Raw genomic sequence first — 25528 nt, 5'->3', positions numbered from 1 at the left:
AAACATGCCAACAAATCAATTCAAACAATATGCTTTGGCGCCATTTCTCATTGACGCCCTTGACGCAACGCACATCACGACGCCCACCCCGATTCAGGAGCAAGTGATTCCGGCGTTGCTACGCGGGGAAAGCGTGATTGGCCAAAGCCAAACCGGCTCGGGGAAAACCCACGCCTTCCTGCTGCCACTGCTGTCGCGAGTGGATGCGGGTAAAGATACTGTCCAACTGGTTATCACCGCGCCGTCGCGCGAGCTAGCGGATCAGCTGTATGAAGTGGCGAAATCATTGACGGCGGCCACCGATATGCGCGTACAGCGCTATGTTGGCGGCACCGATAAGAGCCGGCAAATCGAAAAGCTCCAGCACCAACAGCCGCAAGTCGCCATTGGGACGCCAGGGCGCCTGTTGGACTTAATCAAGGCCGGGGCCTTGGCCGCTTATCCGGCTAAGATGTTCGTGGTCGACGAAGCGGATATGACCTTGGATATGGGCTTTTTGAACACCGTGGACCAAATCGCCAGCTTGTTTGGCGCGGATCTGCAAATGGCGGTGTTCTCAGCCACCATTCCCCAAAAATTGCAGCCGTTTTTGAAGAAATACATGCAAAACCCCACCACCATCGAGCTGAAACCGAAGTCCGTGATTGCCGATACGGTGGCCAACTGGCTGCTGGCAGTGCCAAGTCGCGACCGCAATGCCACGATTTATAAACTGCTGACGATGGGGGAGCCGTTTTTGGTGTTGATTTTTGCTAATACCAAAACCAGTGTCGACGCCATTCATCAGTACCTGACAGACCAAGGCCTGAATGTGGCCAAAATTCATGGCGGTATTGAACCGCGCCAGCGTCGGCGGGTGATGAAGGCTGTGGCGGACTTGAAATATCAATACGTGGTGGCCACAGATTTGGCTGCCCGCGGGATTGATATTGACGGGGTGTCGATGGTCATCAATGCTGAGCTCCCAACCGATAACGAGTTCTTCATTCATCGTGTTGGCCGCACTGGCCGTAATGGCCTTTCCGGCACTGCGGTGACCTTGTACCAGCCAGGCCAAGAGGCGCAAATTGCCGAGCTCGAACACCTAGGTATCAAGTTCCAACCGAAAGCGCTGAAAGACGGCGAAATCGTGGACACCTATGATCGCAACCGCCGCGCGCGGCGCGTGCCGAAGGCCGATCCGCGCAGCGGGAAGATCAAATCCTTAGCCGCCAAAGAAGCCAAGAAGAAGATGCCTGGCTACAAGAAGAAGATTAAAAAGGCCGCGGCGAAGGAAGCTTGGTTCAACAATCGGGTCAACAAACGCAATGAAGCCCGTGCGGCCCGCAAAGCCAAGAAGCAGTAAAACCTAGGGGGTGACAACATGCCCAAAGTCGATTTGATGCTTGGTGACTGGAATCAGTTATCTGACGAACGCCGCCAATTTATCGCGACCCAGCTCAGTCGCTATTTTCTCAGCCCGTTGCTGAGCGTTGATGCCATTGTGCCAGTAGGCGTGGATTATTTTGGCCATCACCTCAGCACCTTCGACATTCTGATTGGCGGCGAGTGGTTGCGCTTTGTGCCCGGCCTGCGCGCAGTGCCGCTGGGCATTGCAACCCCAGCGCCAGCCGCGATGGCCCCGGTGCTGGCGGCCATGGGCGAAGCCGCGGCGGCTCATTTGAGCCCGACTGCAACACTGGATATGCCGCCGATGCTGGTGGCACGCGCCAGTGTGGCCAGCGATGAGGAAATCATTGGGACCATCAATCTCACCACGCAGGTGTTTGCCGGTGACCATTTTGCCTACATGCCGGTAAAAGGCGAGGCCTTGGGGCTGCTTAGCCAGGGCTCACCGGATCCTTTCACGCCAGCAAGTTGGGCGCCGACCTTAACCGGTGAGCATGTGGTGCTGCGCCTGGCCGGCGAGCATCAGTATCAAGTGGCACTGAAGCAAAATTGGAATCAGGCGCAGCTGGAAAAGCGGCTCAGCGGTTTTGGTTTTGCCTTGCCTGATGAAAGAGAGTACGAGTATCTCATGAGCGGCGGCCTGAACACGCTGTTTGGCTGGGGTAATCGTCTGCCAGAGGCGACCATGCAGTATGTGCCGAACCGTTTTGGCCTGACCGTACCGGTGGTGCGGGCCGGGGCCGAAGTTGTGCGCGGTGCCTACGCCAAAAGTGCACCAGTGGCAGCTGGAGCCAGCGGGGTAGGATTGCTACCGTTATCGCCGTTTTACCGCACCACGGCCGGTGACTTTAGCCAGATGCGGTATCGCAAAATTGCTAAGATTGAGCTGACTTAATCGGAGGAAATGGCCATGAAAAAAGTGAAAGCGGCTGGTGCTAAGGCAGGTAACTTGCTTTTAGATGGCGCGATTGGTGAAATCGTGGGCCCAATTCTCGTGATTGGTCTGCTGATTGCGGCACCGGTCTCGGCGCTGAAGAAAAGGCTTGGGGCAAAACGGGAACGGTAAGCCTGAGGTAATCAGCAGTGCTGTAGCGGCAGTTGGGGGAAGCCCCGCAGTCTAGTTGCGCTCCGGGGGACCAACGCCGGAGTGGCCAGCTACGCTTAAGGCCTCGCCGTCAAAAAGCGACGGCAATGCCTTAAGCTAGGCTATCCATCCGGCTAAGACCGGTCCTCCTCCGCAGCCTGTGTTGACACCTTCCTTCCTACTTCGTATAATTGCAAGCGTTAGGATATGCAACCTGCTTAGGCTTTTCAGAAAGCTGCCCGGGGATGAGAGGGTGGTAAGCGGCGCGGGTTGTGCTCCCTGATTGGGTTAATCAAACACGTAAATGAAGAGGTAAACGATCAACATCGTTGCAACCAAGGTGGTACCGCGCGTGAGCGTCCTTGGATCTGCAGGGGTGTTTTTTATTTGCACAGGAGGCAAAAGAATGAAGCAATTGAGTAGTGGCGAGATTCGCCAAATGTTTCTCGACTTTTTCAAGTCGAAGGGCCATGCGATTGAACCTTCCGCCAGTCTGATTCCCGTTGATGATCCTACCTTGTTGTGGATCAACTCAGGGGTGGCGACGCTAAAGAAGTACTTCGATGGCACCGTGGTCCCGAAGAATCCGCGGATTACCAATGCCCAAAAGAGTATCCGCACGAACGATATCGAAAACGTCGGCAAAACGGCGCGCCATTTGACCTTTTTTGAAATGCTGGGGAATTTCTCCGTCGGTGATTACTTCAAAAAAGAAGTCATTCCTTGGGCCTGGGAATTTCTGACGTCGGACCAGTGGCTGGGCCTAGACAAGGATAAGCTGTACGTGACGGTTTACCCTAAGGACCAGGATGCCAAGGCGATTTGGGAAAAAACCGGGGTGCCGGCTTCCCATATCTTTGAAGTGGAAGACAACTTCTGGGATATCGGTGAAGGCCCCTCTGGCCCAGATACGGAAATCTTCTATGACCGCGGCCAAAGCTTCAGTGACCTGCCTGAAGATGACCCAGAAAACTACCCAGGCGGCGAAAACGAGCGTTACGAAGAAATCTGGAACATCGTGTTCTCTCAGTACAACCACTTGCCAGATGGCCGCTATGTTGACCAACCCCATAAGAACATCGATACCGGGATGGGCCTGGAACGCTTGGTTTCGGTTATTCAAGGCACCAAGACCAACTTTGAAACCGACCTGTTCATGCCGATCATCAAAGCGACAGAGAAAATGTCCGCGGGCCATGTGTATGGTGAGGACAAACAAGCCGATGTGGCCTTCAAGATTATTGCCGACCATGCGCGCACGGTGACCTTTGCCATTGGCGACGGGGCCTTGCCTTCCAACGAAGGCCGTGGCTACGTGCTGCGGCGCCTCATTCGCCGTGCCGCCGTTAACGGCAGTCGGTTGGGCATTCAAGGGGCCTTCCTCTACAAGTTGGTGCCAGTAGTCGGCGAAATCATGGCCAGCTACTATCCGGAAATCAACCGCAACCAGGACTTCATCGAAAAGGTCATTCATTCCGAAGAAGATCGCTTCCAGGAAACGCTGAACGCCGGTATGGCGCTGCTGAGTCAAACCATTACCGAGCTGAAGGCCAAAGGTGAAACCGAAATCCCTGGTGCCACGGCATTCAAACTGTTTGACACCTTTGGCTTCCCAGTTGAGTTGACCAAGGAAATCGCCGGCGACCAAGGCGTTGACGTCGACATGAAAGGTTACGAGCAAAACATGCAGGCCCAGCGGGAGCGTGCGCGCGCGGCGCGGGGCGATGCTCAGTCCATGGGTAGCCAGGACAAGACCTTGATGGCCATCAAGACGCCAAGCAAGTTCACCGGCTGGACCGATTTGGCGGACCAAGCAACCTTGATGGATTTGCTGCAAGATGATACCGAAAAAGACCGCGTGGAAGCTGGCACGGCGCAGCTGATTTTTGACCAGACACCGTTTTACGCCGAAATGGGGGGCCAAGTGGCCGACCATGGGACCATTCTAGATGAAAACGACACGGTGGTCGCCAAAGTGGTTGACGTGCAACACGCCCCGAATGGTCAAAACTTGCATACCGTTGAAGTGGAAAACACCTTGAAAAAGGGCGCCACCTACACGCTGCAAGTCGACACCGACCGCCGCCGCAAAGTGTCCATGAACCACACCGCGACGCACTTGCTTGACCAAGCATTGCGACAGGTGCTGGGTGAACATACCCACCAGGCCGGCTCTTTAGTGGAGCCAACCTATCTGCGGTTTGACTTCACCAACTTCGGTCAAGTGACACCAGAACAGTTGCGCCAGGTTGAACAGGTCGTCAATGAGCAAATTTGGCGGCAGCTCCCGATCACTTGGCGTGAAATGCCGATTGAAGAAGCCAAGAAGCAGGGTGCCATTGCCATGTTTGGCGACAAGTATGGCGACACCGTGCGCGTGGTCACGATTGGCGATTTCAATCGCGAATTCGATGGTGGCACGCATCCCACGAACACCGCGGCGCTTGGTTTGTTCAAGATCACCGGGGAAAGCGGGATTGGTGCTGGCATTCGCCGGATCGAAGCGGTCACCAGCCAGGAAGCCTATGAGTATCTGACCCAGCAGCAAGATGAACTGGCGCAAGCCGCCAACACTTTGAAGATTGATCAGGTCGCCAATGTGCCGGCTAAGGTCGAGCAGCTGCAAGCTGAACTCAAGGCCAGTCAAAAGACAGTCGAAGGCTTACAGGCCAAATTGGCGGCGCAAGAAGCCGCTGGGATTTTTGACCACAGTGAGCAAGCTGGCGCCCACACCTTGATTGCCAAAGCCGTCAAGGTTGCCGGGATGAACGAACTGCGGCAGTTGGCGGATCAATGGCGGACCAAGCAGGCTTCTGATGTCTTGGTTTTGGCCACTGCCAATGACGGCAAGGTGTCCTTGCTGGTCGCGGCCAGTGAAGCAGCCAACCAAGCTGGCATCAAAGCCGGTGCGCTGATCAAAGCCATCGCGCCTGCCATCGGTGGGGGCGGCGGCGGTCGGCCTGACCTGGCCCAAGCCGGCGGGAAGAACCCGGCCGGGATCGCCGATGCTTTGGCCCAAGCCAAGCAGGTGTTGACCCAAGCCTAATTGCATGATTGAACTGACGCACAGCGCTGTTAACGGCGGTGTGCGTTTGTGTCTCATCCCCTTGTCATCAAATTGTAATACGTGAAGCAATGTACAACCGGCGGGCGGCTTGTTGGGGTTAGTTGACGTTGCTAACGAAGTGGCCGCCCCAGCGGGACCGCCAACCGTTGTACTTTCCCGGCCTATCAAGTAAAATAGAGGATAGCTAGAAGGAATAGAGGTGTTAAGAATGGGCACATTAGACCAAACCGTTCATTTTGATTTTCCGGAAAACAGTCCCAAAAACGTTCATGAAACGCTGGCCACTGTGTACAAGTCACTTGAAGAAAAAGGCTATAATCCGATCAATCAGATCGTTGGGTATCTGATTTCAGGCGATCCGGCTTATATTCCGCGGTACAACGATTCACGGAATTTGATTCGCAAGTATGAACGCGATGTGATCATCGAGGAGCTTGTTCGCAACTACCTCGGTAAGGAGAAAAAGTAGTGCGGTTAATGGGGTTAGACGTGGGCTCACGCACGGTGGGTGTCGCGATTTCCGATCCATTGGGCTGGACCGCCCAAGGCCTTGAAATCATTCGGATCAACGAGGACAAAGATGACTTTGGCCTGGACCGAGTGGCAGAATTGGTCGAGCAGTATGAAGTGACAGCATTCGTTGTCGGTCTGCCCAAAAACATGAACAACACTGCAGGGCCGCGGGTGGAGAAATCCCGCGCATACGGCGAGAAGCTGGCGGCTCAATTTGGCTTACCGGTTGACTATACCGACGAGCGCCTGACCACGGTGGAAGCATCGCGGATGCTCGTTGAAGAAGCCGACGCCTCACGCAAGCGTCAAAAACAAGTGATCGATAAACTGGCAGCCCAGCTGATTTTGCAAAATTATCTGGATCTGCACAGTCGCAGCTGAAACATGGAGGGCCCTCATGGCAGAGAAGAATGAGAACGTACAACCAGGTGACGACGAACAACTGATTACCTTGGTGGATGATAAGGGTAACGAAGAATTATACAAGGTGCTATTCACCTTTGATTCAGAAGATTATGGTAAGAGTTACGTGCTTTTGTACCCAGAAAGCGCGAGTGATGATGAAGAGGTGGATATCCAAGCCTTTTCCTTCACCCCAGATGACAACGGCGATGCCTCCCAAGGCAACTTGTTCCCCATCGAAGACGATGATGAATGGGATATGGTCGAAGAAGTGCTCAACACTTTCTTGGCCGACGATGACGACGCTGAATAGTCACACTGAGCCCTGCGAGAGATGGTGGGGCTTTTTGTTTGGGGTCAAGCACAGCTGGCTTAGCAGCCTGTAGTTGCGCTGCGGTTGGCCAACGCCGGAGTGGATAGCTACGGCCAAGGCCTCGCCGTCCAAGTGCGACGGCAATACCTTGACCTAGGCTACCCATCCGGCTAAGTGCGGCTAACCTCCGCAGCCTGTAGTTGCGCTGCGTGGAGGCAACTCCGGAGTGGATAGGTGCGGTCTTCACTCCGCAGCCTGTAGTTGCGCTCAGACGGGCAACGCGGGAGTGGTTAGCTACGCACAGGGCATCGAAGCCAAGGTGCGGCTTCAATGCCCTGCGCTAGGCTAACCATCCCGCTAAGTGCGCCCGTCTTCGCAGCCTAGTCGGTAGCGCGTGCTTATGCTAAAATAGAGCGCAGTAACATTTTGAGGGGGACTTGTGGTGACAGACCAAAAGCGACGGTTTAAGGCCGTAATTGGCGATAAAGAATACACAATTATCGGGCCAGGCAGCGTGGCCCAGTTTGAAACAGTCACGGCGCTGTTAAACGAACGCTTGACGGCAATCCAAGCTGCAGATCCTCATATGACGACAGAATCAGCGGCGGTGCTGTTAGCATTCAATGCGTTATCAGAATTAGTCGCGGCCCAAGCAGCCGCGCAAGCTCCGGAGGCGCCGCATGCTTAGTTTGGCAATTTTGCTGGCGTTAGCGTACTTCTTTTACGAAGGCGCCGAACGTGGCATTTGGCTCCAGCTTTTTCATACTGGCGGCTACCTGTTAAGCATCGGCCTGGCTAGCTTGTTGTATCGACCGATTGCGGGGATGATTGCGCTGTGGGTGCCATATCCTTCCGCCACGCAGCAGAGCCAGTTTGTTTTTTTCACGAATAAGGTCGGCTTGACCTTGGATGAGGCGTTTTATCGAGGGGTCGCGTTTATTTGTGTGCTCGCGTTAGGTTGGTTAATCACGCGCTTTGCGGCGCTTTGGGTGCATGACCTGAAGTACAAACGCGCCGACCGGATGAGTTTTATCACGGGCGGCCTACTTAACTTGCTGATGGGGTATGTCTTTATTTTCCTGCTGCTGTATCTGGTGGCGTTGGTGCCAATGGCCGGATTGCAAAACCTGTTGGCCAATTCTTTCATGGGTCGAACGATGGTGCGCTATTCGGTGGGCCTGACGAGTTGGATCACGCAGCTTTGGATTGGTTAGGGCCAGCGCCTTTTTGGGCTGGTCCTTCTGTCGCATTAAGGAGTATTAAGTTATGAATAAAAAAATATTAACGACGCTGGGGTTTGATCAAATCCGCACGGCGTTGTTGCAGTATGTGGTGACGGCGGCGGGGCATAACCGCGTGCGGGCCTTGACACCCACTGCTGATGCCAAGACGGTGCAAACCGCGTTAGACGAAACGGCGGACGGGGCGAGCATTTTGCGGTTGCAAGGCGGCATTCCCATTCCTGAGCTGGAGGACATCGGCCCGGCGCTGAAACGAGTGGAAATCGGCGCCACGTTGAACGGCCATGAGTTTGCGGCGCTGACGCGGGTGCTCCGCACGGTTTCCGCGGTTGATGATTTTCTGACTGGGTTAACTGATAAAATCGATTTGCGCCGCGTGTATCAGCTGCAAGAAACCCTGACGCGGCTGCCGCAGTTGACGCGGCGTCTGTATACCGCCGTCGACGAAGAAGGTAATGTCACTGACGAAGCGAGCGAACAGCTCAAGGCGATTCGCAATCAGATCAGACAGCTGGAAGCCAATATTCGCTCGCGGATGGACAGTTATATCCATGGCAACACCGCTAAGTATCTCAGCGACCCGCTGGTGACGTTGCGTGATGACCGCTTTGTCCTACCGGTGCGGTCCGATTCCCGCGGCCAAGTGCCTGGTGTCGTGCATGATCAAAGTGCTTCAGGCGCTACGCTGTTCATCGAACCGCAGGCCGTGGTTGACATGAACAATCGCCTGCGCGAGGCCCAAATCGAAGAGAAAAATGAAGTGGCGCGGGTGTTAGGAGAGCTGTCTGAAGAGGTTGCCCCATACACCAAGCAAATCGCGCGCAATGCCACGATTCTCGGCCATTTTGATTTCATCAATGCCAAGGCCCGCTATGCGCGGGCCATCAAGGCCACCGAACCGCTGGTGTCCGCGAAAAATGAAGTTGATTTGATCCAGGCGCGCCATCCGTTGCTCGATCCCCATCACGTGGTGCCGAATGACATCACCCTGGGCAAAGACTACCAGGCGATTGTGGTCACCGGGCCGAACACGGGTGGGAAAACTATCACCTTGAAGACGCTTGGGCTGATTCAGTTGATGGGCCAGGCTGGGCTATTCATTCCGGCCCATGAAGAAAGTCAAATTGGGATTTTCTCCGAGGTGTGTGCCGATATCGGGGATGAACAATCCATCGAACAAAGCCTCAGTACCTTCTCCGGCCACATGGCCAACACCGTAGAAATTCTTGATCATATCGACGACCACGCCTTGGTGCTGTTCGATGAGCTCGGCGCCGGGACGGACCCGCAGGAAGGCGCAGCGCTGGCGATTGCGATTTTAGATGAAGTGGGAACGATTGGCGCCGATGTCGTGGCGACGACTCACTATCCGGAACTGAAGCTGTACGGCTACAACACTCCGGGTACCATCAACGCGTCGATGGAATTCGATGCCGCGACCCTGCAGCCGACTTACCGCCTGCTGATTGGGGTGCCAGGGCGATCGAATGCCTTCGACATTTCGCGGCGCCTCGGGCTGGATTCGGCCGTTGTCGATCGCGCCAAGGCCTTGATTGCCGATGACAGTCATGATCTCAACAACATGATTGCCGATTTGGAAAGCCAGCGTAAAGCGGCGGAGACCGAATATAAGGCCGTGCGCCAGGAACTCAACGCGGCCCAAGCCTTGCATGACGATTTGGAAAAGGCGTATCACACCTTCGAGACCCAGCGTGATCAGCAGCTTAAGCAAGCGCAAAGTCAGGCCAATTTGCTGGTCGAAAAAGCGCAAACCAAAGCCGATAAAATCATCAAACAACTGCGCGCCATGCAGCAAAGTGGCGCCAGCAGTGTGAAGGAAAATGAGCTGATTGACGCAAAGACGGCGCTGAAGAATCTGACCCCAGAGTCGGCGCCGAAAAATCGGGTGCTGCGGCGCGAGAAGCGCAAGCAGGCTTTGCATCCTGGCGATACGGTCAAGGTGCTCAGCTACGACCAAACCGGCGATTTACTGGACCAGGTCGATAACGACCACTGGGATGTTCAACTGGGCATCATGCGGATGCGCATAAAAACCTCTGACATCGAAAAAATTGCGGCGCCAAAGGCCGAAACCCCGAAACGCCGCGTCGTTGCGGTGAAAGGCGGCAGTGCTAGCGGGCCAAGTACGACGCTGGATTTGCGCGGGGTGCGCTATGACGATGCCATGCAACAACTGGATAGTTACATCGACTCGGCGCTGCTGGCCGGGTACCCGCAAGTGACCATTGTGCATGGCCTGGGGACTGGTGCGATTCGCAACGGGGTCACCCAGTATCTCAAGCGCAACTCTCAAGTCAAAAAATTCGGCTATGCCCCGCAAAATGCCGGCGGTTCAGGCGCTACGATTGTGCAGTTCAAATAATGAGTTGCCTGCAATTAAGTTGAGCCGGCATGGTGAATTGTGCTATAATGATTCTAGTTACAAATAGTAAGGACTTAGCAGCGGCTAAGCCAACCCAGACTGCTTTTGGTGGCAGCCGAAACAAGGAGGAATTCGCATGGTTAAAGTCGTAACTGATCAAGATTTTAAACAAGAAACAGACACCGGCGTGACCCTGACTGACTTTTGGGCAACCTGGTGTGGTCCATGTAAGATGCAAAGTCCAGTGATCGAATCATTGGAAAACAGCCGTTCCGACGTCAAGTTCACCAAGATGGACGTTGACCAGAACCAAGGCACCCCATCTGAGTTTGGCATTATGGCAATTCCAACTCTGGTCATCAAAAAAGATGGCGCCGTGGTGGAAAAGCTCGTGGGCTACCAAACCAAAGACCAGCTGAACGCTGTGCTGGACAAGTATACTAAGGCTTAACTTCTCAAAACCCCTCGCCACCAGGTGAGGGGTTTTGTCGTGCAAAAAAAGCCACCAGGGCACTGGTGGCTAAGCCGGTTAAAGCCGCACATGCATATCTGGCCGGGGGACTTCAGCTTTGAGGTCCATGGCGGCAGTGAGATGCACTTTTTGTTTGTGAGTATCAACCGTGGCATTGGCTTCAACCACCACCCCGAGGGCTTGCTGAAGGCTTTCCGCCAGAAAACCCGCTTCCAACTGAAAATCCGGCTGGGGGAAGTTCGCAATGCGCGTGGCAACCACGGTGCCAGCCAGGGTATAAACGCGTTCGTGGCGTTTAGCGGATTCCGCCGTGAGCTCGCCAAAGCCGACTTCGGCAAACAGCTGGCTGAGTTCGGTTTCGCCGACTGGCAGTTTTCGAGCCAGGGCGCGACCGGCCCAATAGGAGATGTTCGAGGTTTCTTCGCCTAATAACTCAGGCAGCAGCAAGTCTCTGAGCATCAGCTGCCCGAACAAGGGGCCTTCTGCAGGCAGAGCCAGTAAGTCTTGATACGTTCCTTTTGCCATTGAGGCGCCTCCAAAACTGCGCAACACTTGCGCAATGATCCTTTTCATTATAGCGGAAAAGGCCGCTAGACAACAGAGGCGAAACAGTGCACTGACTTGAATTTTTGCCGCGTAGCGTCCACAATGGAGGTTCAAAGTCATTTAACGAAAGGCAGATTGGGTTATGAATACACAACCGATTGGCTTCATTGATTCAGGCGTCGGGGGCCTGACCGTCGTCAAAGAAGCACTGCGGCAGCTGCCGAATGAAAATGTCGTCTTCCTGGGCGACCAAGCGCGCTTGCCTTATGGGCCGCGGCCAGCGGCGCAGGTGCGGGCATTCACCTGGCAGATGGTGAACTTTTTGCTTCAGCAGCAAATTAAAATGCTGGTGATTGCCTGCAATACGGCCACTGCGGCCGCTTTGCCTGACATTCGTCAGAAGCTGAACATTCCGGTGGTGGGGGTGATTGTGCCAGGCTCGCGCGCGGCGATTAAAGCCACCAGCACCAATCATATTGGCGTGATTGGTACGGAAGGCACGGTAAAGAGCAACGCTTATGCTGACACCATTCATGGCAAAGCCTCGCACATCAAGGTCACCAGTTTGGCAGCCCCGAAGTTTGTCCCACTGGTGGAAAGCAACGAAATGACCTCCCCAGTGGCCAAGCGCGTGGTGGCCGAAACCTTGCAGCCGTTACTCCACCAAGGCATTGATACCTTGGTGATGGGCTGCACGCATTACCCGCTGCTGCGGCCGTTGATTCAAAATGTGATGGGTGATGACGTCACCTTAATTGACTCCGGCGCAGAAACCGTCAGCGAAGTATCGATGTTACTGGATTACTTCGACATTGCGGCTGGGCCCAAGACGCAGGCCACCCGCATCTTTTATACCACCGGTAATGCCAAGATGTTTGATGTCATTGCCGGCAACTGGCTGGGGCTAAAGGTCAAGGCGCAGCATGTGACCATCGACGCCGAGGCCACGGATCATTTGCCGGCGGCTGCCCCGCAAACCGTGGTGATCGCCTCGAAAAACGCCGGCAAAGTCAAGGAACTGGCAGCGATGTTTGAAGCAGATGGCTTGACCGTCAAAAGTCTGGCGGATTTTCCCGACTTGCCGACGGTGCCGGAAACCGGCGAGACCTTTGAGGAAAATGCGCGGCTGAAGGCAGACGGTTATGCCAGAGCCTTGGAGCTGCCTGTGGTGGCTGATGATTCGGGCCTGATGGTGGATGCCTTAGATGGTGCACCAGGCGTATTTTCCGCCCGGTACGCCGGCCGCGGGCATAATGATGCGGCTAACAATGCCAAGCTGATTGCCAACCTGGCAGAAGTGGCACCAGCGCAACGCACTGCCACTTTCCATACGACTTTAGTGTTTGCCAAACCGAACGATCCGGATCATGACCTTGTTGTGAATGGCGAGGTCAAAGGCCAAATCACTGGCGTGCCAGAAGGGGACAATGGATTCGGTTACGATCCGTACTTCTTCCTGCCGGCGCTAGGCAAAACCATGGCCCAGCTGACGAGCAGCGAGAAAAACCAGGTCAGCCATCGCGGCAACGCCATGCGCGCCTTGGAAAAGCAATGGCAGCAGTGGTTCACAGGCAAGGAGGACGCACATGAAACTCGTCGCAGTGAGTGATACCCATAGCGATCATCAGATTCTTGAGACCATTTTGACTCAGCAACCTGATGCCGATGCTTATTTTTACGCCGGCGATTCCGAGTTTGCCGCTGATGATCCGATTTTTGACCATTATGTGGCGGTCCGTGGCAACATGGATTTTGATTCGGCTTTTCCGCTGACCGTCAGCCAAACCGTGGCAGGAGTGCCAGTGTTCATGACGCATGGTCATCGTTTTGGCGTAAACTTCAGTTTAAATCAATTACTGGACGCTGCGGCTAAGGCCAAGGCTCGAATTGTCATTTTTGGCCACACCCATCAGCTAGGAGTGGAACAGCACGATGGCATGGTGGTGCTGAACCCTGGGAGCATCTCCCAGCCGCGCGGCCAGTTTGCAAGGCTGGGTGGCACTTATGCGGTGATTGAAGCGACTGATGAGGCTATTACGGTCACCTACTATCTGCGCAACGGCCAGCCGGCGCCGGATCTGAAGCGGCGCTTTGCGTTGAAATGATGGCATCAGCCGAGGGGAGGCGAAGGGCATGCCGCTCGTCCCAGATTTGCGGGCTCGGCCGCTGGCTGAGGCCCAGTTGCAGCTCAAAACATTGGGCCTAGTTGGTCGCCCAATCAAAGTCACAGCCGCCGTCCGCTATGCAAACCGCCAGCCGCAAACGGTCCTGAGCATGACACCACCGCCCGGCCAGCAAGCGAAGACGGCGGCGGTCGTCAAATTGTTTTACCTGGATGCCAAGACCCTGGCAGCCAGCCAGCGGCAGGCGGAGGTGCTGGCCAAAAAGCCAACCGCAACGCCAGCTCACCCAGACTTGGCGCAAAAACTGCCGGCGAAGCGGCACCGGCCTCAGCTTTCTGAACCGGTGAAGCCACGCGAACTTTTCAAATCATAAAGCACGAAGCTGACCAAGGCGTCAGCTTCTTTTTGATTAACCCCATGAAAAAAGCCCTGATGCTTCGCGCATCAGGGCCGGTTGGCCTTTATAGAAAGACTGCTTTATATAAGACGATGGCGGTGATGGCGGCCAAAATCGGTGCCACCACCGGCACCCAAGCATAGTCCCAATCGGAGCTGCCTTTGTGCCGCAGCGGCAGCAGCTGATGCAGCAGCCGTGGCCCGAGGTCCCGGGCCGGGTTCAAGGCCGGGCCGGTGGGGCCACCAAAGCTGGCAACTAGGGTGGCAACCAGGAACCCCAGCGCCATGTGCGCAGTGCCCAGGTTATTCTGGAAGAACGGGGCTTTGGTAATTCCTAGTGCGCCGAAGAAAAGAATAAAGGAACCAATGAATTCGTTGATAAAGCCGTTCAGTTTGCTGCTGGTGGCATTGATCGTTGAGAACGTGCCCAAGACGTGGCGCGTGTCGGTGGTCAAGTCGTAATGCGGCTTGTAGGCGGCCACCACCCACAGCTGACCAAACATGGCTCCAGCAAATTGAGCAATAATGTAAGGTAGCACTTCGCTCCAGGGGAATAACCCTGCCGCCGCCAAGCCAATCGTGAACGCGGGGTTGATGTGGTTCCCCGAAATCCCGCCAATCATCATGGCTGGAATCATGACCCCAGCTCCGTAACCGACTGCAATCAGCATCCAGTCCGAACCATTACCTTTTGTCCCTTTGAGATCGACATTGGCGACTGAACCGTTGCCTAACGCGACCATGATCGCGGTCCCCATGAACTCAGCAAAGAGTCGGGTCCAAAGATCGTATGTCATTATTGCGCCTCCATCTGTCCTTATTTTCTGAAATTGGACAGTCATATGCTTACCAGTGTAGCAAGGGTTAAGGGCATAGTAAACAACCTTTGTGAAAGAAGCAAGCATTTGCCCTTCACAAATAACAGGCCTGCGGAAAAGCCTTGAAGCCGATTTCACATACAGTGGGAGGGGCATGAAAGTGTGCCGCCGGGTGGCCGCAACCGGTTACAAATAACGGCGTCGGTGTGGGCATTTCGGTGGCTGAGGCTGAGCATCACTTTGTTAAATCCTGTCTAAACCTAGGCGATGAAGGTGCTTTCATGGCGGGAATTCGCTACAATAGTCCTGTACGACAAAAGGAGCGATTTTATTGATAAACCAAGTGATCGAGAACATGATGACGGAAAACCGCAGTCACTTCCTTATTCCTGGTGATATGATTGCCAGCGTCAGCGAAGACAACTCGCTGCGGCACGCGTTTTTGGTCCTGACGAAAGTGCGCTACGCCAAAATTCCCGTGCTGGATAACCAGGATCATTTCAAAGGCCTGATTTCACTGCCCCAAATCACGGACAAAATGCTCGGCCTCGACGACATCACCGCCGCCCCGCTGGACCAATATTGCGTGAAAGATGTGATGGAAACCGGTGTGGTCACCATCGATGATCCTTATGATATCGAAGAAGTGCTTCATGCCTTAGTCGATAGCGCGTTCCTGCCAGTCGTGCAAAAAGATGGCACCTTCACCGGCATTGTGACCCGGCGTGAAGTGATGAAAGGCATCAACTACATCGGTCATAATATCGATAAAGAATATTCGTTAACTGAGAAGACCCCGGAACTGAAAAACTAAAGGACGACGCAAAAACACCAGCCAACTTGATCAAGTTGACTGGTGTTTTGCTGTTACTTTAGAACCGGCGGCCCATAATCGCTAAGCTCCGGTGGTGGCCATCCATCAAGGCCACGTCGGGCAGCAGGCCCCACTGGCTAAACCGGTTCTTGGTGAACAAGCCGAGGCTGGGGGTGTTATGCGCGAAGATAAAGGCGACGAGGGCATCCAGGCCCAGCACCGGCAGCTGGCTGAACACATAATCCAGTGCCGCCTGGCCCAAGCCTTGGTGGTGATGAGCGCCGTCGATGTAGATGCTGATTTCTGCCGTATGGCCATATGCCGGCCGGCCGTAGAAGTCTTCCAGGCCGACCCAGCCGGCGAGTTCGTGATTTTGCCTAATCAGCCACAGCGGCCGCCGCTTCGGGTCAAACGCCTCAAACCAGGCCGCCCTTGAGGCGACTGTGACTGGCTCAAGATCAGCGGTCGCTAAGCGGCTTGGAATGATTTGATTGTAAATGGCGACCACCGCCGGTAAATCGGCTTTGGTGGCGAAAGTAAATTCTGGTTGCATGACTGGCCTCTTTTAGTTTGAATAATCGTATTATACGCCAGTTGTCTCATCGCTGGGTTTGTCCAGAAAAATCGTGGCTAACACGCCCAGCACGATGCCAGCCACCACCGTGAGGATGACGCCGATGCCGGTACTGGTCGGCCAGTAGGGCTTCAGGCCAGTTTCTACCAAGATTAAGGCGGCGGCCAGCACAATGCCGATGACCGCATAATACACCTGCGCCTCAAAGCGCTTGAGCAGCATTTCCATCACTTTGGCGATGACGAGCAGCCCGACAATGGCGCCAAGCATGAACGGACCGAGCAAGGCCACGGTCATCAGCTGTTCCTGAAAGGCGGCCCAGTTGCCGGCCAGCAAGGCGCGCAGTGCCGGCCCGATGGCGCTCACAGCGTTATAAACCGTGCCATACTGGTCAATCACCATCAGCATAATGGATCCGGAGATGCCTGGAATCGCCATCAGCGCGACTGCGAACACGCCAGCGAAGGTCATGGTGCCGGCATCGGATAGTGTGTTGAGGCGGGTGATGGCAATTAAGTTTTCAGGCTGCTCGCCGCCGAGCTTGGCCAAACCGTAAATCGCAGCGAATCCCAGCACTGGCAGCAGCACATACCAAGCCTTGAATGGCACCTGGGTGATTTTGCGGTAGATGAACGGGCCAATTCCCAGCACCAAGCCAATGAAGAAGCTGTAACTGGGCAGGGGCCAGCTTGCGGTGACCAGCAAAATGGCCTTGGTGGAAAGCAAAATTCCCAGCACCGCCCCGAGTCCCACTGGCACCAGCAGGCGCAGGTGGGTGCGCGGCGCTTCGCGGAAATGATTCACTGCCGCGAGCAGGCGGTCATACAGCCCGACTACCACGGCAAAAATGCTACCGGAGAGGCCGGGAATAACAAGGGCGATACCGATGAGGGCACCTTTGATCAGATTTAGCAAAGTCAGTCTCCTTATTGGGCGCGATTAGGATTGGCGTAGATTAAGGGGTGGTGTCGGCAAATCGATGCCAGCATCATGCAAGGCTTTGACATAAGCGGCGAGAAACCGGCGCTGCACGTTGAGCTGTTCACCGTTAGCGGTGAGAAACTTGACCTGGTAGCTAAAGGTGCCATCACCATTATCGGTCAGCCCCAAGACGTCAGGACCTTGGCGAATGGCTTTGATTTGTGGCACGAGGTCGGCGTTGACTTGATCGATCACCGCGCGCACATGCTTGAGATCCGCTTCTGGGCGCATCGGCAATTTAACCAATGCCAGCATGTTGCTGCGAGAAAGATTAGAAACAATGGTAATATTGCGGTTAGGAATGTAGTTCACGGTACCGTCATAGCTGCGCACAATCGTCGTCCGCAGTCCCACTGAGGTGACCACGCCGGTAATGGCGCCAAGCGTAACGGCATCGCCGACATCGATCTGGCCTTCTAGTAGAATAAAGAAGCCCGTGACGACATCAGCGACAAAGCCTTGGGCGCCGAGGCCTAACGCGATGCCGACGACCCCAGCGCCAGCTAGCAAGGTCCCCACCGGCACGCCAAGCACAGTCAACACTGCATAAAGGTAGAAGAAAAAGACCGTGTAGCCCAGCACATTTTTGCTGAGGGCGTGCATGGTGGTGGCGCGGGTGCTGGAGACGCCAGTGCGCGCTTGGTAAGCGTTAAAACCGTGATTGATCAGGCGTTTGCCAATCGCGTTAATCACCAGAAACAGCACCGTGAACAAAACGATTTCAACCACGGTACTGACGATGGCATCGATAATTTTGCTCCAATCGATGGCATCGAAGTAGCGCCGCCAGGCATTGGGTTCCTCAGTTAAAGTGGTCAGTAGGATGTATGGGTTCAATATAATCGCTCCTTAGTCTGATATCAGTGTAACAAAATCCACCAACCCGGCCTAGCGCTGGTCTTGAATTTATAAAAAGTCTATATGATTGCCAAGAAAGTAGGTATCAACATGCCCAATCGTCTCACGCCTAAGCAAGCCGCGCCGCTATTTGCCGGGTGGCCAGAAACGCCCATTTATTCGTGCTTAAGTGGCACCATGGGTCAGTTAACCGGTACCGCGAACACTGCCGCGGCGGTCATTGGCGACTTTGTCTTCTTGGCTGGGGAACCCGATGCCGCCTTACTCACCTCAATTGCGGCCCTGCAGCCGCAGATTGTGGTGCCGCGCACTGACGCCTGGACACCGGTGATCGAGGGCACTTATGGCACTCGCGCCAAGCGCTTTGAGCGCTATGCCACGGTGAAAACCACCGCCGGCTTTGAGCCGCGCCGCTTGCAGCAGCTCGCTACCCCGCCTGCCGGCACGCAATTGGTGGCGCTGGATCAGCATTGGTTTGCCGAATGTCAGACGTTGGCCTGGGCGGAAGATTTTACGCGGCAGTTTCGCAACTTTGATCAATTTGCCCGGCTGGCTTGCGGCGTGTTGGCCCTGCGTGAAGGCGAACTAGTGGCCGGCGCCAGTGCCTACAGCGCCTATCCTGGCGGAATCGAAATTGAAGTCGACACGCGCGCAGACTGCCGGCGCCGCGGGCTGGCCACCGCTTGCAGCGCGCAACTGATTTTGACTTGTCTCGCCCGCGGGCTTTATCCCAGCTGGGATGCCCACACCAAAACCTCGCTGGCGCTGGCGCAAAAGTTAGGCTATCAGTTGGCTTATGTCTATCCGGCGTACATGGTCGCACCAGGCAGTTAACGTCGTGAAAAATTTGCCGCGGCCTAGTAATGATGATATTCTTGTTGTATACATATGCATCCGTTTTCGTGGGGTGTTAAAGGAGGGTGTTGCATGTCAGGAGCAGAAGTTGCTGGGGTGATTGCGGCAGTGGCGTTTTTGATCATTGCCTTAGCCGTAGCGATCATTGCCATTCGTTTATCATCTGTCACCAAGGAAATTAAAAACACAGTCGCCGAGGTTAACCAAACGCTCGATACGGTCAACGGTGAAATCAAACCGTTGACCAACGAGATTGAAGCGCTGCTGACCAAGTCCAACACGTTGCTCAACGACGTGAATGGCAAAGTGGCTGCCATCGATCCCGTGTTTACGGCAATCGGTGAGCTCGGAGAAAGTGTTTCTGACTTGAACACCTCAACGCGTAACCTTGCGGCTAAAGTGTCGACTGGCGCGAAGAATTCCGCCAAGGTCACCGTCGCCGCCAAGGTGGGGCAACGAGCCGCCGCTATGTTTTCCAAGAAAAATGAGCAAACCACAAAATAGGAGGTTTTCATTATGGCAAAAAAGAGTCATTTCTTGTTAGGTTTCGTACTGGGTGCCGCTAGTTCGTTAGCGGCAACCTATCTGCTGACACCGCAAACCAGTGATGAACTGAAGGCAAAATTCAGCAAGACTAAAGATGATTTGTCTGATCGGGCTGCTGACTATTATGACTACGCCCGCGATGCCACTGCTGAATGGCGCGAATCCGCCCAAAGCATGGTTGAGGATCTCAAACAGCGCGCGGCTAGTGCCAAACACGATGAAGGCGATGTGGCCAGTTATGATGATGCCACTCAGGCCTTGAAAGACGAACTGACGGACGCCCCAGAAGTGCCAGCCAGCGATGATTTCGATGATATCGTCTTGGACGGCAAGAGTGCCTTTGCCCAAGCCAAAGACGATGCCGAAACCGCCGCCGATGATTTAGGCGAAGTGGCCACTGAAGCTACTGCCGACCATGATGAAGCAGAAGACTTCGATGATGCCGCCACCAACGACATTGACCCCAGCGTGCCAGACGAAGCAGCGCGGGCAGATCAGGATCAGCCAGAAGCATAAAGCTTAAGCGCGATGAGCGGCCTCATCGCGCTTTTTGTTTGCACAAAAATAGCGTTGGGCCACGGCCCAACGCTGGTTTTATCTAATGGTAAAGTTACTTGTTGTTCTGCTTAGCTTCTTTACGCACCCGCGCATGTTCGGCAACTTGCTCGATGTGCTGGTGCATCAACTTTAACATCAGATCATTTGGTAAACCCATTTGAGGGGTCATCGCACGTTCGATATCAGACACAGGCATAATTCTTTTCCTCTTTTCTCTTCTTATTTTTCATCTTAATCATATGGGCTAGCCCTTAGATGTGCAAATAATAAATACATGAGATATTTCGTGTACACCAGACGTGAACATATGTAGACTGCCGAGAGTATGAACGTTGATGCCATCGGTTTTCCATTTTTGCTTTTACGCGCCGGTTCTGGCTTAAAATCACGCTTGCTTAGACTCACAGAAATGCCTAATCGTTCATTTTTGAGCAAGGCAAGCCCGTCAAATCAGGCTTTCTTCCGGATTTAATGCAGCAAAGTGAATAAATAATAAATAACGTATGCACACAGCTGATGGTAAAAGACCTAAACCAAGGCGTTCTTTGCTTGGCAAGCATACAAAAAGCGCTGACCTTCGCCAGCGCTTGGAATTAATCAATGACGGTGTAGTCTTTTGCGGTGTGCGTAAAGGGTTCGCACCCAGTGGCGGTGACATGGACACAGTCTTCAATGCGGACACCAGCCACACCAGGAATGTAAATCCCTGGTTCAATTGAGAAGCACATGCCCGGCTTCAATTCCATGTCATTGCCGGCCATGATGGAAGGAAACTCATGGGTCGACATGCCGATGCCGTGGCCTAGGCGGTGATTGAAGTATTCGCCATAGCCGGCCTTTTCGATGATATCGCGGGCAATTTTGTCGAGATCAGAAGCCCGCAAACCAGGCCGCACGGCGGCTTGGGCAGTGAGCTGGGCCTCTAGGCAGACCTTGTGGATTTCTTGGGCCTTGGCCGAAACGCCAGCGCCGAAGGCCACCGTGCGGGTGGCATCGCTCATGTAGCCGTGGTTGTCCGTGCCGAGGTCAAACAACACCAACTCGCCGGGCTGCACCGCGGTGGCTTCCGGGCCGCCATGGGGATCAGCGGCGTCAATGCCGGCCTGAACAATGGTGTCAAAGCTCATGTGCATGACGCCTTCCTTCATCATGGCGTATTCGATTTCTGCCACGACGGCTTGTTCGGTGATGCCGGCGCGCAAGGCCTTGAAACCAGCCGCGAAGGCGCGATCGGCTTGGCGCCCAGCTTCTTCCATTTTGGCAATTTCATCAGGCGTCTTGATCAGCTGCAGCGTTTCAATGAAGCGGCTGGCGTCAGCCGGGAACGTTGCCGTCGGGAACTGCCGCATGATGGCTTCGAACTTGAAAACGGCGAGGTCGTCTTTTTCAATGCCCCATTTGATGGGGTTAGCGACGCGCTTTTTGATTTCGGCGGCAATCAGGGCAAAAGGCTGCTCATGATCGAGGTAACCGGCGACCCCGTATGGCCAGCCGGCTTTCTTCACGGCTTCGATGGACAAGGCCGGAACGAACAAGAAGGGGTCTTGGTCCGGGAACACAAACAGGCCGGTGATCCGTTCTTCGGGGTCACTGAAAAAGCCGGTGAAATAATTGATATTGGTGTAATTGCTGATATAAGCGACATCCAGCGACTGGGCTTGTACCCAGGCCTGGAGCTGCTCAAGATGGACGTTCATAAGCTTTCCTCCTGAAATTCTCCCGCGCTCAGGGGAGTAATGACTTGCGGAACCAGTATACCACAGCAGGGTGTCGCGACTGGCTTTCTGAAAAATGGTAATGAAAATTACATTGAAAAATTCAGTAAAACGCTTGCATTGCTGGTGCTAGTCTGCTAAAGTATGTTGGAAATCACGAGAACCAAAACGTTCGCGTAAGGAGCAAACTAACAATGGAAAAACAAACAATTACGATTTATGATGTGGCCCGTGAAGCCAATGTCTCCATGGCCACGGTTTCCCGCGTGGTTAACGGCAACCCGAATGTGAAGCCGGCCACCCGCAAGAAGGTCCTTGAAGTCATCGACAAGCTGGACTACCGGCCAAATGCGGTGGCGCGCGGCTTGGCCTCCAAGAAGACGACCACCGTTGGGGTGATCATTCCTGATGTTACCAACATGTTCTTCTCCAGCCTAGCGCGGGGGATTGATGATGTGGCCACGATGTACAAGTACAACATCATTTTGGCCAACTCCGATGAGAACAGTCAAAAAGAAGTGCAGGTGCTTAACACCTTGCTGGCCAAGCAGGTTGATGGCCTGATCTATATGGGCAATGACATTTCCGATAGCATTCGCCAAGAGTTCTCCCGGAGCAAGACCCCAATCGTGCTGGCCGGTTCCGTTGATCCTGACGAACAAGTCGGTTCCGTCAACATCGATTACGTGGCCGCGGTTGAAGCCGCGACGACGCAGTTGATCAATTCCGGCTCCAAGCAGGTGGCGTTGGTCACCGGCCAACTGGCTCAGCCGATCAACGGTCAATATCGCCTGAAGGGCTACAAGCAGGCCCTGCAAAAGGCTGGCTTGCCTTACGACGAGAGCTTGGTCTTCGAAAGTGAAACCAGCTACCATGCCGGTTTAGCCTTGTTTGCCCAGCTGCAAAAGGCTGGCGCAACGGCGGCCGTCGTGGGCGACGATGAAGTCGCAGTGGGTATTCTCGATGGCGCGCTGGATGCTGGGGTGAAAGTGCCAGCTGATTTTGAAATCATCACCTCCAACAACACCAAGCTCACCGAAATGGCTCGGCCACAGCTGACCTCCATTGACCAGCCGCTGTACGACATCGGTGCCGTGGCCATGCGCCTGTTGACCAAGATGATGAATAAGGAAGACATCGACGCCAAGACCATTCGCCTGGGCTTTGATATCACCACGCGCAAATCAACCCGCTAAACTTGTGCCAAGCGAAAAATCCCGCAGTTGATGCTGCGGGATTTTTTGCATCCAGTCACGAAAAACCGCGCTGATCGTCCGCGCGGTTAGCTCATTATTGATTAGCTTCAGCGGTGGCTGGAGCAGTGCTAGAGGAGCTGGCAGCACTGGAAGAGCTGCTGGCTGCTTCGTCAGACTTGCTGGCGTCAGTTTGGTCCGCTTCGTCGCCACTCTTCTTTTGCCCATAACTATCGTCGTTGCCGCCTTGCAGGGAAGCCCAGAAGTCGGTGTAGTTAGCGGTGGTGCCGCCAATGCCAAACTGCGCCTGGGTGACGCCTGGCGTGTAGCCATAGGACAAGGCTTCTGCGGTGCTACCGGTGAGGCTAAAGGTCTTACCGTTATAAGTGACATCCCCATTTTTCAGGCCGGTTTCGGCATTGACCGTGGTGGACTTAACGGCGCTTGGCCGCTGCATGGTGTCGCTTAAAGCAAAGAGCTTCGGGTCAAGGGCGTAAACGGCATTGGCCAATGCCGCCCAATAGCGCTGGTTGATGGCACTACCGCTGGAGCTGAGGGTGTGGTTGGCGCCGTTGGCATTGTCGTAGCCCATCCAGCTGGCCATGGTGATGCCTGGGGTGGAGCCGATAAACCAGAGGTCTTTGTAGTCGTTAGAAGTCCCGGTTTTGGCAATTAGGTTGCTAGCGTTGAAGTTGACATTTTCCCCGGCGTAAATCCCGGTCCCACTGGTCACGGTTTGATGCAGCATTTGGGTCAGGATGTAAGCCGTGGCCTTTGAGAAGACATGACGGGTTGCCGTTTTGTGCTGGTAAATGACTTTGCCAGAGGGATCTTCGATGCGGTCGATGACGTAAGGCGAAACATTGCTGCCGCCGCGCGCAAAGGTCGCAAAGGCGCTGGCCGCTTCCTGCACCGTTTCGCCATAGTCCGTGCCGCCAAGGGCTAGGCCTAAGGTGGCGTAGTCGTTATCAGTTAAGGTCGTGACGCCCATTTTGGTCATGTAGGCTTTCACGTCGACACTTTTGCGTAGCTCTTGGTACAAGTTGACGGTGGGGATGTTCAGCGAGTTCTTCAGTGCCGTGGTGGCATCCACGAACTTATTCAAAATCGTGTTGCCGTAGTCGGTGACGGAATAGCCTCCGCCAAAGTCCTTCTTGAAGTCCGCGAGCATGGTACGACTGCTAATGATGCCACTGTCGATAGCGGGGCCGTAAACCAGCGTTGGCTTAATCGAGGACCCCGGGGAGCGCTTGGTGTAGATGTGATTGACTTGGCCGGCGGTGCCACCGACAAAGCCCAAAATCGCCCCGGTTTGGTTATCCAGCAGCACCGTGCCATTTTGCACTGGCGCCGACGTCTTGGTGTAGCCGCCGGTGACACTGTCTTTGACATAGCCGGTGTAGGTATAGCCAAAGCTGCCTTTATAGTTGGCCACTACTTTTTGCATGGCGTCGTAAATCGGCTTGTTCAAGGTGGAGTGCACTTGGTAACCCTTGGTGGCGAGCAGCTTGCTGGCATCTTTGTCGTAAGTTTGGGTCAAACTGGAGCTGCCTTCAAGCTGGGTTTTGGTGTAACCATCGGCTTTGGCCAATTGCTGGGCCAAAATGGTTTGCGCTTCGCTTTGCACCATGGTGTACACATAGTCATCTGAGCTGATGGTACTTTCCGCATTGCCTGGTGTGAGCAAAGCGGCTTTGAGATCAAACGCCTTGGCTTCGTCATATTCGGCCTTGGTAATGGTGCCAGCGCGATACATCCGAAACAAGACGGTTTTTTCGCGGTTAAAGCCAGCCGAGAGATCAGACTTGAAGGCTCCGGTGTTGGTGTAAGGCGTGTAGACAGAAGGGCTTTGCGGCAGGCCAGCGATGTAGGCAGACTCAGCCAAATTCAGATCCTTAGCGTGCTTGCCGAACAGTCCCAGCGCCGCGGTTTCCACCCCGGCAATATTTTGGCCGGTGTGATTGCGGCCAAGGGTGATGATGTTCAGGTATTCCTCTAAAATCCGGGCCTTGCTGTAGTGGTGATTGAGCCGCAGCGCGTACATGATTTCCACGGCCTTACGTTTAAAGGTGGTTTGCGAATTCAAGAATTGCAGTTTGACGACCTGCTGAGTCAAAGTCGAGCCGCCAGTTTGGCTGCCCAAGCCGGTGACTTCCGCAAACACGGCGCGAATCAGCGCTTTCGGCACCACGCCATGGTTGGTCCAAAAATCCTCGTCTTCGGTGGCGACAATGGCTTTTTGCAGCCAAGGTGATACTTTGTCCAAAGTAACGGTATCACGCAGCAGGTCACTTTTAACATGGCCGATGGACTGATTGTTGGCATAAAACAGCTGGGTCGAGGTGTCGACATTGGCCAAGGTGCGCGTCATTTCGGCCTTGGTTGGGACCGCAGTGTCATTAATAATGGAAGCAAAATAGCCGCCGAGCAGGCCCACGCCAAACGCCAGTAAAATCAAGGCTAGCCCAACACCGTAGTAAATTAACGACCGCAGGGTATGCAAGGCAACCCGCAGGTATAAGGGCCAAGTGGCCTTGCTGAAAGGCGGCAAGGGTACTTTTTGCGCCTTGGGTGCCTGCTGCTTTTTTTGGTGATGCTTAGACTCTCGCACGTTTGAAATCCCCCAGATTACAACTAATTACGCATCATTATACCCCAAAACCACCTTTCGGTCATACCGCCGCTGG

27 protein-coding genes are annotated in these 25528 nt (G+C 54.5%); 19 read left to right on the top strand and 8 right to left on the bottom strand.

All coding sequences use genetic code 11. From position 1 onward, the window contains the following. Nucleotides 1–4: 4 nt before the first annotated feature. The 11 genes from AAA927_RS08310 to trxA all read left to right on the top strand — a co-directional run bounded on the left by AAA927_RS08310 (nt 5) and on the right by trxA (nt 10843). Complete coding sequence (locus AAA927_RS08310; RefSeq protein WP_338217385.1) at nt 5–1345, top strand: DEAD/DEAH box helicase; 1341 nt, start codon at nt 5–7, stop codon at nt 1343–1345. An 18-nt stretch (nt 1346–1363) separates the two neighbouring features. Beyond that, a complete protein-coding gene (locus tag AAA927_RS08305; protein WP_338217383.1) occupies nt 1364–2284 on the top strand; it encodes a hypothetical protein in 921 nt (306 codons plus the stop codon). Nucleotides 2285–2299: 15 nt separating this feature from the next. Beyond that, nucleotides 2300–2455 (top strand): hypothetical protein, encoded by a 156-nt coding sequence (locus AAA927_RS08300; protein WP_338217382.1) that lies wholly within the window; start codon nt 2300–2302, stop codon nt 2453–2455. Between the two features lie 424 nt (nt 2456–2879). Further along, on the top strand, nt 2880–5519 hold the full coding sequence (gene alaS / locus AAA927_RS08295; protein WP_338217380.1) for an alanine--tRNA ligase: 2640 nt from the start codon (nt 2880–2882) through the stop codon (nt 5517–5519). A 229-nt stretch (nt 5520–5748) separates the two neighbouring features. After that, nucleotides 5749–6009 carry an IreB family regulatory phosphoprotein gene (locus tag AAA927_RS08290; RefSeq protein ID WP_125579761.1) on the top strand — a complete coding sequence of 87 codons (261 nt, stop codon included), beginning with the start codon at nt 5749–5751 and terminating at the stop codon, nt 6007–6009. After that, nucleotides 6009–6434, top strand: coding sequence for a Holliday junction resolvase RuvX (gene ruvX / locus AAA927_RS08285; RefSeq protein WP_338217379.1), 426 nt, complete (start codon nt 6009–6011; stop codon nt 6432–6434). Before AAA927_RS08290 ends, ruvX begins: the two co-directional genes overlap by 1 nt. 16 nt (nt 6435–6450) lie before the next feature. After that, complete coding sequence (locus AAA927_RS08280; protein ID WP_125579757.1) at nt 6451–6768, top strand: DUF1292 domain-containing protein; 318 nt, start codon at nt 6451–6453, stop codon at nt 6766–6768. 442 nt (nt 6769–7210) lie between these two features. Next, the gene (gene zapA, locus AAA927_RS08275) at nt 7211–7456 is read left to right on the top strand and encodes a cell division protein ZapA (RefSeq protein ID WP_125579755.1); all 246 of its coding nucleotides are present in this window, start codon (nt 7211–7213) and stop codon (nt 7454–7456) included. Then, nucleotides 7449–7982, top strand: a complete 534-nt coding sequence (locus AAA927_RS08270; protein ID WP_125579753.1) for a CvpA family protein — start codon at nt 7449–7451, stop codon at nt 7980–7982. The genes zapA and AAA927_RS08270 overlap by 8 nt, the downstream gene beginning before the upstream one ends. A gap of 52 nt (nt 7983–8034) precedes the next feature. After that, the gene (locus AAA927_RS08265) at nt 8035–10392 is read left to right on the top strand and encodes an endonuclease MutS2 (RefSeq protein WP_338217377.1); all 2358 of its coding nucleotides are present in this window, start codon (nt 8035–8037) and stop codon (nt 10390–10392) included. A 136-nt stretch (nt 10393–10528) separates the two neighbouring features. Next, nucleotides 10529–10843: a thioredoxin gene (gene trxA, locus AAA927_RS08260; RefSeq protein ID WP_125579749.1), complete on the top strand. Its 315-nt coding sequence runs from the start codon at nt 10529–10531 to the stop codon at nt 10841–10843. Between the two features lie 78 nt (nt 10844–10921). Here trxA and AAA927_RS08255 read toward each other — a convergent pair whose 3' ends face one another. Then, nucleotides 10922–11389 (bottom strand): DUF2507 domain-containing protein, encoded by a 468-nt coding sequence (locus AAA927_RS08255; protein ID WP_338217376.1) that lies wholly within the window; start codon nt 11387–11389, stop codon nt 10922–10924. A 163-nt stretch (nt 11390–11552) separates the two neighbouring features. Between AAA927_RS08255 and racE the strand changes: the two genes are divergently transcribed. From racE to AAA927_RS08240, 3 genes are read left to right on the top strand one after another with little or no spacing between them, the layout of a single operon-like run. Next, the gene (racE, locus tag AAA927_RS08250; protein ID WP_338217375.1) at nt 11553–13019 is read left to right on the top strand and encodes a glutamate racemase; all 1467 of its coding nucleotides are present in this window, start codon (nt 11553–11555) and stop codon (nt 13017–13019) included. Continuing rightward, nucleotides 12997–13515, top strand: a complete 519-nt coding sequence (locus AAA927_RS08245) for a YfcE family phosphodiesterase (RefSeq protein WP_338217374.1) — start codon at nt 12997–12999, stop codon at nt 13513–13515. Before racE ends, AAA927_RS08245 begins: the two co-directional genes overlap by 23 nt. Nucleotides 13516–13543: 28 nt before the next feature. Then, nucleotides 13544–13906, top strand: coding sequence for a PASTA domain-containing protein (locus AAA927_RS08240; RefSeq protein ID WP_338217373.1), 363 nt, complete (start codon nt 13544–13546; stop codon nt 13904–13906). 88 nt (nt 13907–13994) lie between these two features. Here AAA927_RS08240 and AAA927_RS08235 read toward each other — a convergent pair whose 3' ends face one another. Next, nucleotides 13995–14726 carry an MIP/aquaporin family protein gene (locus AAA927_RS08235; RefSeq protein ID WP_125579739.1) on the bottom strand — a complete coding sequence of 244 codons (732 nt, stop codon included), beginning with the start codon at nt 14724–14726 and terminating at the stop codon, nt 13995–13997. Nucleotides 14727–15078: 352 nt separating this feature from the next. On the opposite strand from AAA927_RS08235, the gene cbpB reads away from it, so the two are divergent. Then, nucleotides 15079–15561, top strand: a complete 483-nt coding sequence (gene cbpB / locus AAA927_RS08230; RefSeq protein WP_338217371.1) for a cyclic-di-AMP-binding protein CbpB — start codon at nt 15079–15081, stop codon at nt 15559–15561. A 58-nt stretch (nt 15562–15619) separates the two neighbouring features. Here the strand turns inward: cbpB and AAA927_RS08225 are convergent, their stop codons facing one another. The 3 genes from AAA927_RS08225 to AAA927_RS08215 are packed head-to-tail and all read right to left on the bottom strand — an operon-like array spanning nt 15620 to nt 17956. Then, the gene (locus AAA927_RS08225; protein WP_338217369.1) at nt 15620–16114 is read right to left on the bottom strand and encodes a GNAT family N-acetyltransferase; all 495 of its coding nucleotides are present in this window, start codon (nt 16112–16114) and stop codon (nt 15620–15622) included. Between the two features lie 30 nt (nt 16115–16144). Next, entirely contained in the window at nt 16145–17050 is a 906-nt protein-coding gene (locus tag AAA927_RS08220) for a DUF368 domain-containing protein (protein ID WP_338217368.1), read from the bottom strand. A gap of 24 nt (nt 17051–17074) precedes the next feature. Further along, on the bottom strand, nt 17075–17956 hold the full coding sequence (locus tag AAA927_RS08215) for a mechanosensitive ion channel family protein (protein WP_338217476.1): 882 nt from the start codon (nt 17954–17956) through the stop codon (nt 17075–17077). 108 nt (nt 17957–18064) lie between these two features. Here AAA927_RS08215 and AAA927_RS08210 point away from each other — a divergent pair, with 108 nt between their 5' ends. The 3 genes from AAA927_RS08210 (at nt 18065) to AAA927_RS08200 (ending at nt 19891) form a co-directional block, all read left to right on the top strand. After that, entirely contained in the window at nt 18065–18808 is a 744-nt protein-coding gene (locus tag AAA927_RS08210) for a GNAT family N-acetyltransferase (protein WP_338217366.1), read from the top strand. A 93-nt stretch (nt 18809–18901) separates the two neighbouring features. Then, nucleotides 18902–19333, top strand: coding sequence for a DUF948 domain-containing protein (locus tag AAA927_RS08205; RefSeq protein WP_204119141.1), 432 nt, complete (start codon nt 18902–18904; stop codon nt 19331–19333). A 12-nt stretch (nt 19334–19345) separates the two neighbouring features. Further along, on the top strand, nt 19346–19891 hold the full coding sequence (locus tag AAA927_RS08200) for a YtxH domain-containing protein (RefSeq protein WP_338217365.1): 546 nt from the start codon (nt 19346–19348) through the stop codon (nt 19889–19891). A gap of 94 nt (nt 19892–19985) precedes the next feature. On the opposite strand, the gene AAA927_RS08195 is transcribed toward AAA927_RS08200, so the two are convergent. Next, nucleotides 19986–20129 carry a hypothetical protein gene (locus AAA927_RS08195; protein ID WP_164507836.1) on the bottom strand — a complete coding sequence of 48 codons (144 nt, stop codon included), beginning with the start codon at nt 20127–20129 and terminating at the stop codon, nt 19986–19988. Between the two features lie 397 nt (nt 20130–20526). Continuing rightward, nucleotides 20527–21630 (bottom strand): M24 family metallopeptidase, encoded by a 1104-nt coding sequence (locus tag AAA927_RS08190; RefSeq protein ID WP_338217364.1) that lies wholly within the window; start codon nt 21628–21630, stop codon nt 20527–20529. A 212-nt stretch (nt 21631–21842) separates the two neighbouring features. Here AAA927_RS08190 and ccpA point away from each other — a divergent pair, with 212 nt between their 5' ends. Further along, nucleotides 21843–22844 (top strand): catabolite control protein A, encoded by a 1002-nt coding sequence (ccpA, locus tag AAA927_RS08185; RefSeq protein WP_338217363.1) that lies wholly within the window; start codon nt 21843–21845, stop codon nt 22842–22844. Between the two features lie 94 nt (nt 22845–22938). Here the strand turns inward: ccpA and AAA927_RS08180 are convergent, their stop codons facing one another. Next, nucleotides 22939–25452 (bottom strand): transglycosylase domain-containing protein, encoded by a 2514-nt coding sequence (locus tag AAA927_RS08180; protein ID WP_338217362.1) that lies wholly within the window; start codon nt 25450–25452, stop codon nt 22939–22941. Nucleotides 25453–25528 lie beyond the last annotated feature (76 nt).

The organism is Lacticaseibacillus salsurivasis (assembly GCF_036246225.1).
Classification (GTDB): Bacteria; Bacillota; Bacilli; order Lactobacillales; family Lactobacillaceae; genus Lacticaseibacillus; species Lacticaseibacillus salsurivasis.
Note: the sequence above shows the minus strand (reverse complement) of the source record. Positions and strands in the feature narration are given on the sequence as shown.

What these genes read in the sequence shown, in the direction of transcription:
- AAA927_RS08205 (WP_204119141.1), top strand. Translation starts at nt 18,902, where the DNA reads ATGTCAGGAGCAGAAGTTGCTGGGGTGATTGCGGCAGTGGCGTTTTTG.
- AAA927_RS08310 (WP_338217385.1), top strand. Translation starts at nt 5, where the DNA reads ATGCCAACAAATCAATTCAAACAATATGCTTTGGCGCCATTTCTCATT.
- AAA927_RS08290 (WP_125579761.1), top strand. Translation starts at nt 5,749, where the DNA reads ATGGGCACATTAGACCAAACCGTTCATTTTGATTTTCCGGAAAACAGT.
- racE (WP_338217375.1), top strand. Translation starts at nt 11,553, where the DNA reads ATGAATACACAACCGATTGGCTTCATTGATTCAGGCGTCGGGGGCCTG.
- AAA927_RS08235 (WP_125579739.1), bottom strand. Translation starts at nt 14,726, where the DNA reads ATGACATACGATCTTTGGACCCGACTCTTTGCTGAGTTCATGGGGACC.
- AAA927_RS08195 (WP_164507836.1), bottom strand. Translation starts at nt 20,129, where the DNA reads ATGCCTGTGTCTGATATCGAACGTGCGATGACCCCTCAAATGGGTTTA.
- AAA927_RS08190 (WP_338217364.1), bottom strand. Translation starts at nt 21,630, where the DNA reads ATGAACGTCCATCTTGAGCAGCTCCAGGCCTGGGTACAAGCCCAGTCG.
- AAA927_RS08265 (WP_338217377.1), top strand. Translation starts at nt 8,035, where the DNA reads ATGAATAAAAAAATATTAACGACGCTGGGGTTTGATCAAATCCGCACG.
- AAA927_RS08255 (WP_338217376.1), bottom strand. Translation starts at nt 11,389, where the DNA reads ATGGCAAAAGGAACGTATCAAGACTTACTGGCTCTGCCTGCAGAAGGC.
- AAA927_RS08305 (WP_338217383.1), top strand. Translation starts at nt 1,364, where the DNA reads ATGCCCAAAGTCGATTTGATGCTTGGTGACTGGAATCAGTTATCTGAC.
- alaS (WP_338217380.1), top strand. Translation starts at nt 2,880, where the DNA reads ATGAAGCAATTGAGTAGTGGCGAGATTCGCCAAATGTTTCTCGACTTT.
- AAA927_RS08210 (WP_338217366.1), top strand. Translation starts at nt 18,065, where the DNA reads ATGCCCAATCGTCTCACGCCTAAGCAAGCCGCGCCGCTATTTGCCGGG.
- AAA927_RS08300 (WP_338217382.1), top strand. Translation starts at nt 2,300, where the DNA reads ATGAAAAAAGTGAAAGCGGCTGGTGCTAAGGCAGGTAACTTGCTTTTA.
- AAA927_RS08240 (WP_338217373.1), top strand. Translation starts at nt 13,544, where the DNA reads ATGCCGCTCGTCCCAGATTTGCGGGCTCGGCCGCTGGCTGAGGCCCAG.
- ccpA (WP_338217363.1), top strand. Translation starts at nt 21,843, where the DNA reads ATGGAAAAACAAACAATTACGATTTATGATGTGGCCCGTGAAGCCAAT.
- AAA927_RS08280 (WP_125579757.1), top strand. Translation starts at nt 6,451, where the DNA reads ATGGCAGAGAAGAATGAGAACGTACAACCAGGTGACGACGAACAACTG.
- AAA927_RS08225 (WP_338217369.1), bottom strand. Translation starts at nt 16,114, where the DNA reads ATGCAACCAGAATTTACTTTCGCCACCAAAGCCGATTTACCGGCGGTG.
- AAA927_RS08200 (WP_338217365.1), top strand. Translation starts at nt 19,346, where the DNA reads ATGGCAAAAAAGAGTCATTTCTTGTTAGGTTTCGTACTGGGTGCCGCT.
- AAA927_RS08245 (WP_338217374.1), top strand. Translation starts at nt 12,997, where the DNA reads ATGAAACTCGTCGCAGTGAGTGATACCCATAGCGATCATCAGATTCTT.
- trxA (WP_125579749.1), top strand. Translation starts at nt 10,529, where the DNA reads ATGGTTAAAGTCGTAACTGATCAAGATTTTAAACAAGAAACAGACACC.
- AAA927_RS08270 (WP_125579753.1), top strand. Translation starts at nt 7,449, where the DNA reads ATGCTTAGTTTGGCAATTTTGCTGGCGTTAGCGTACTTCTTTTACGAA.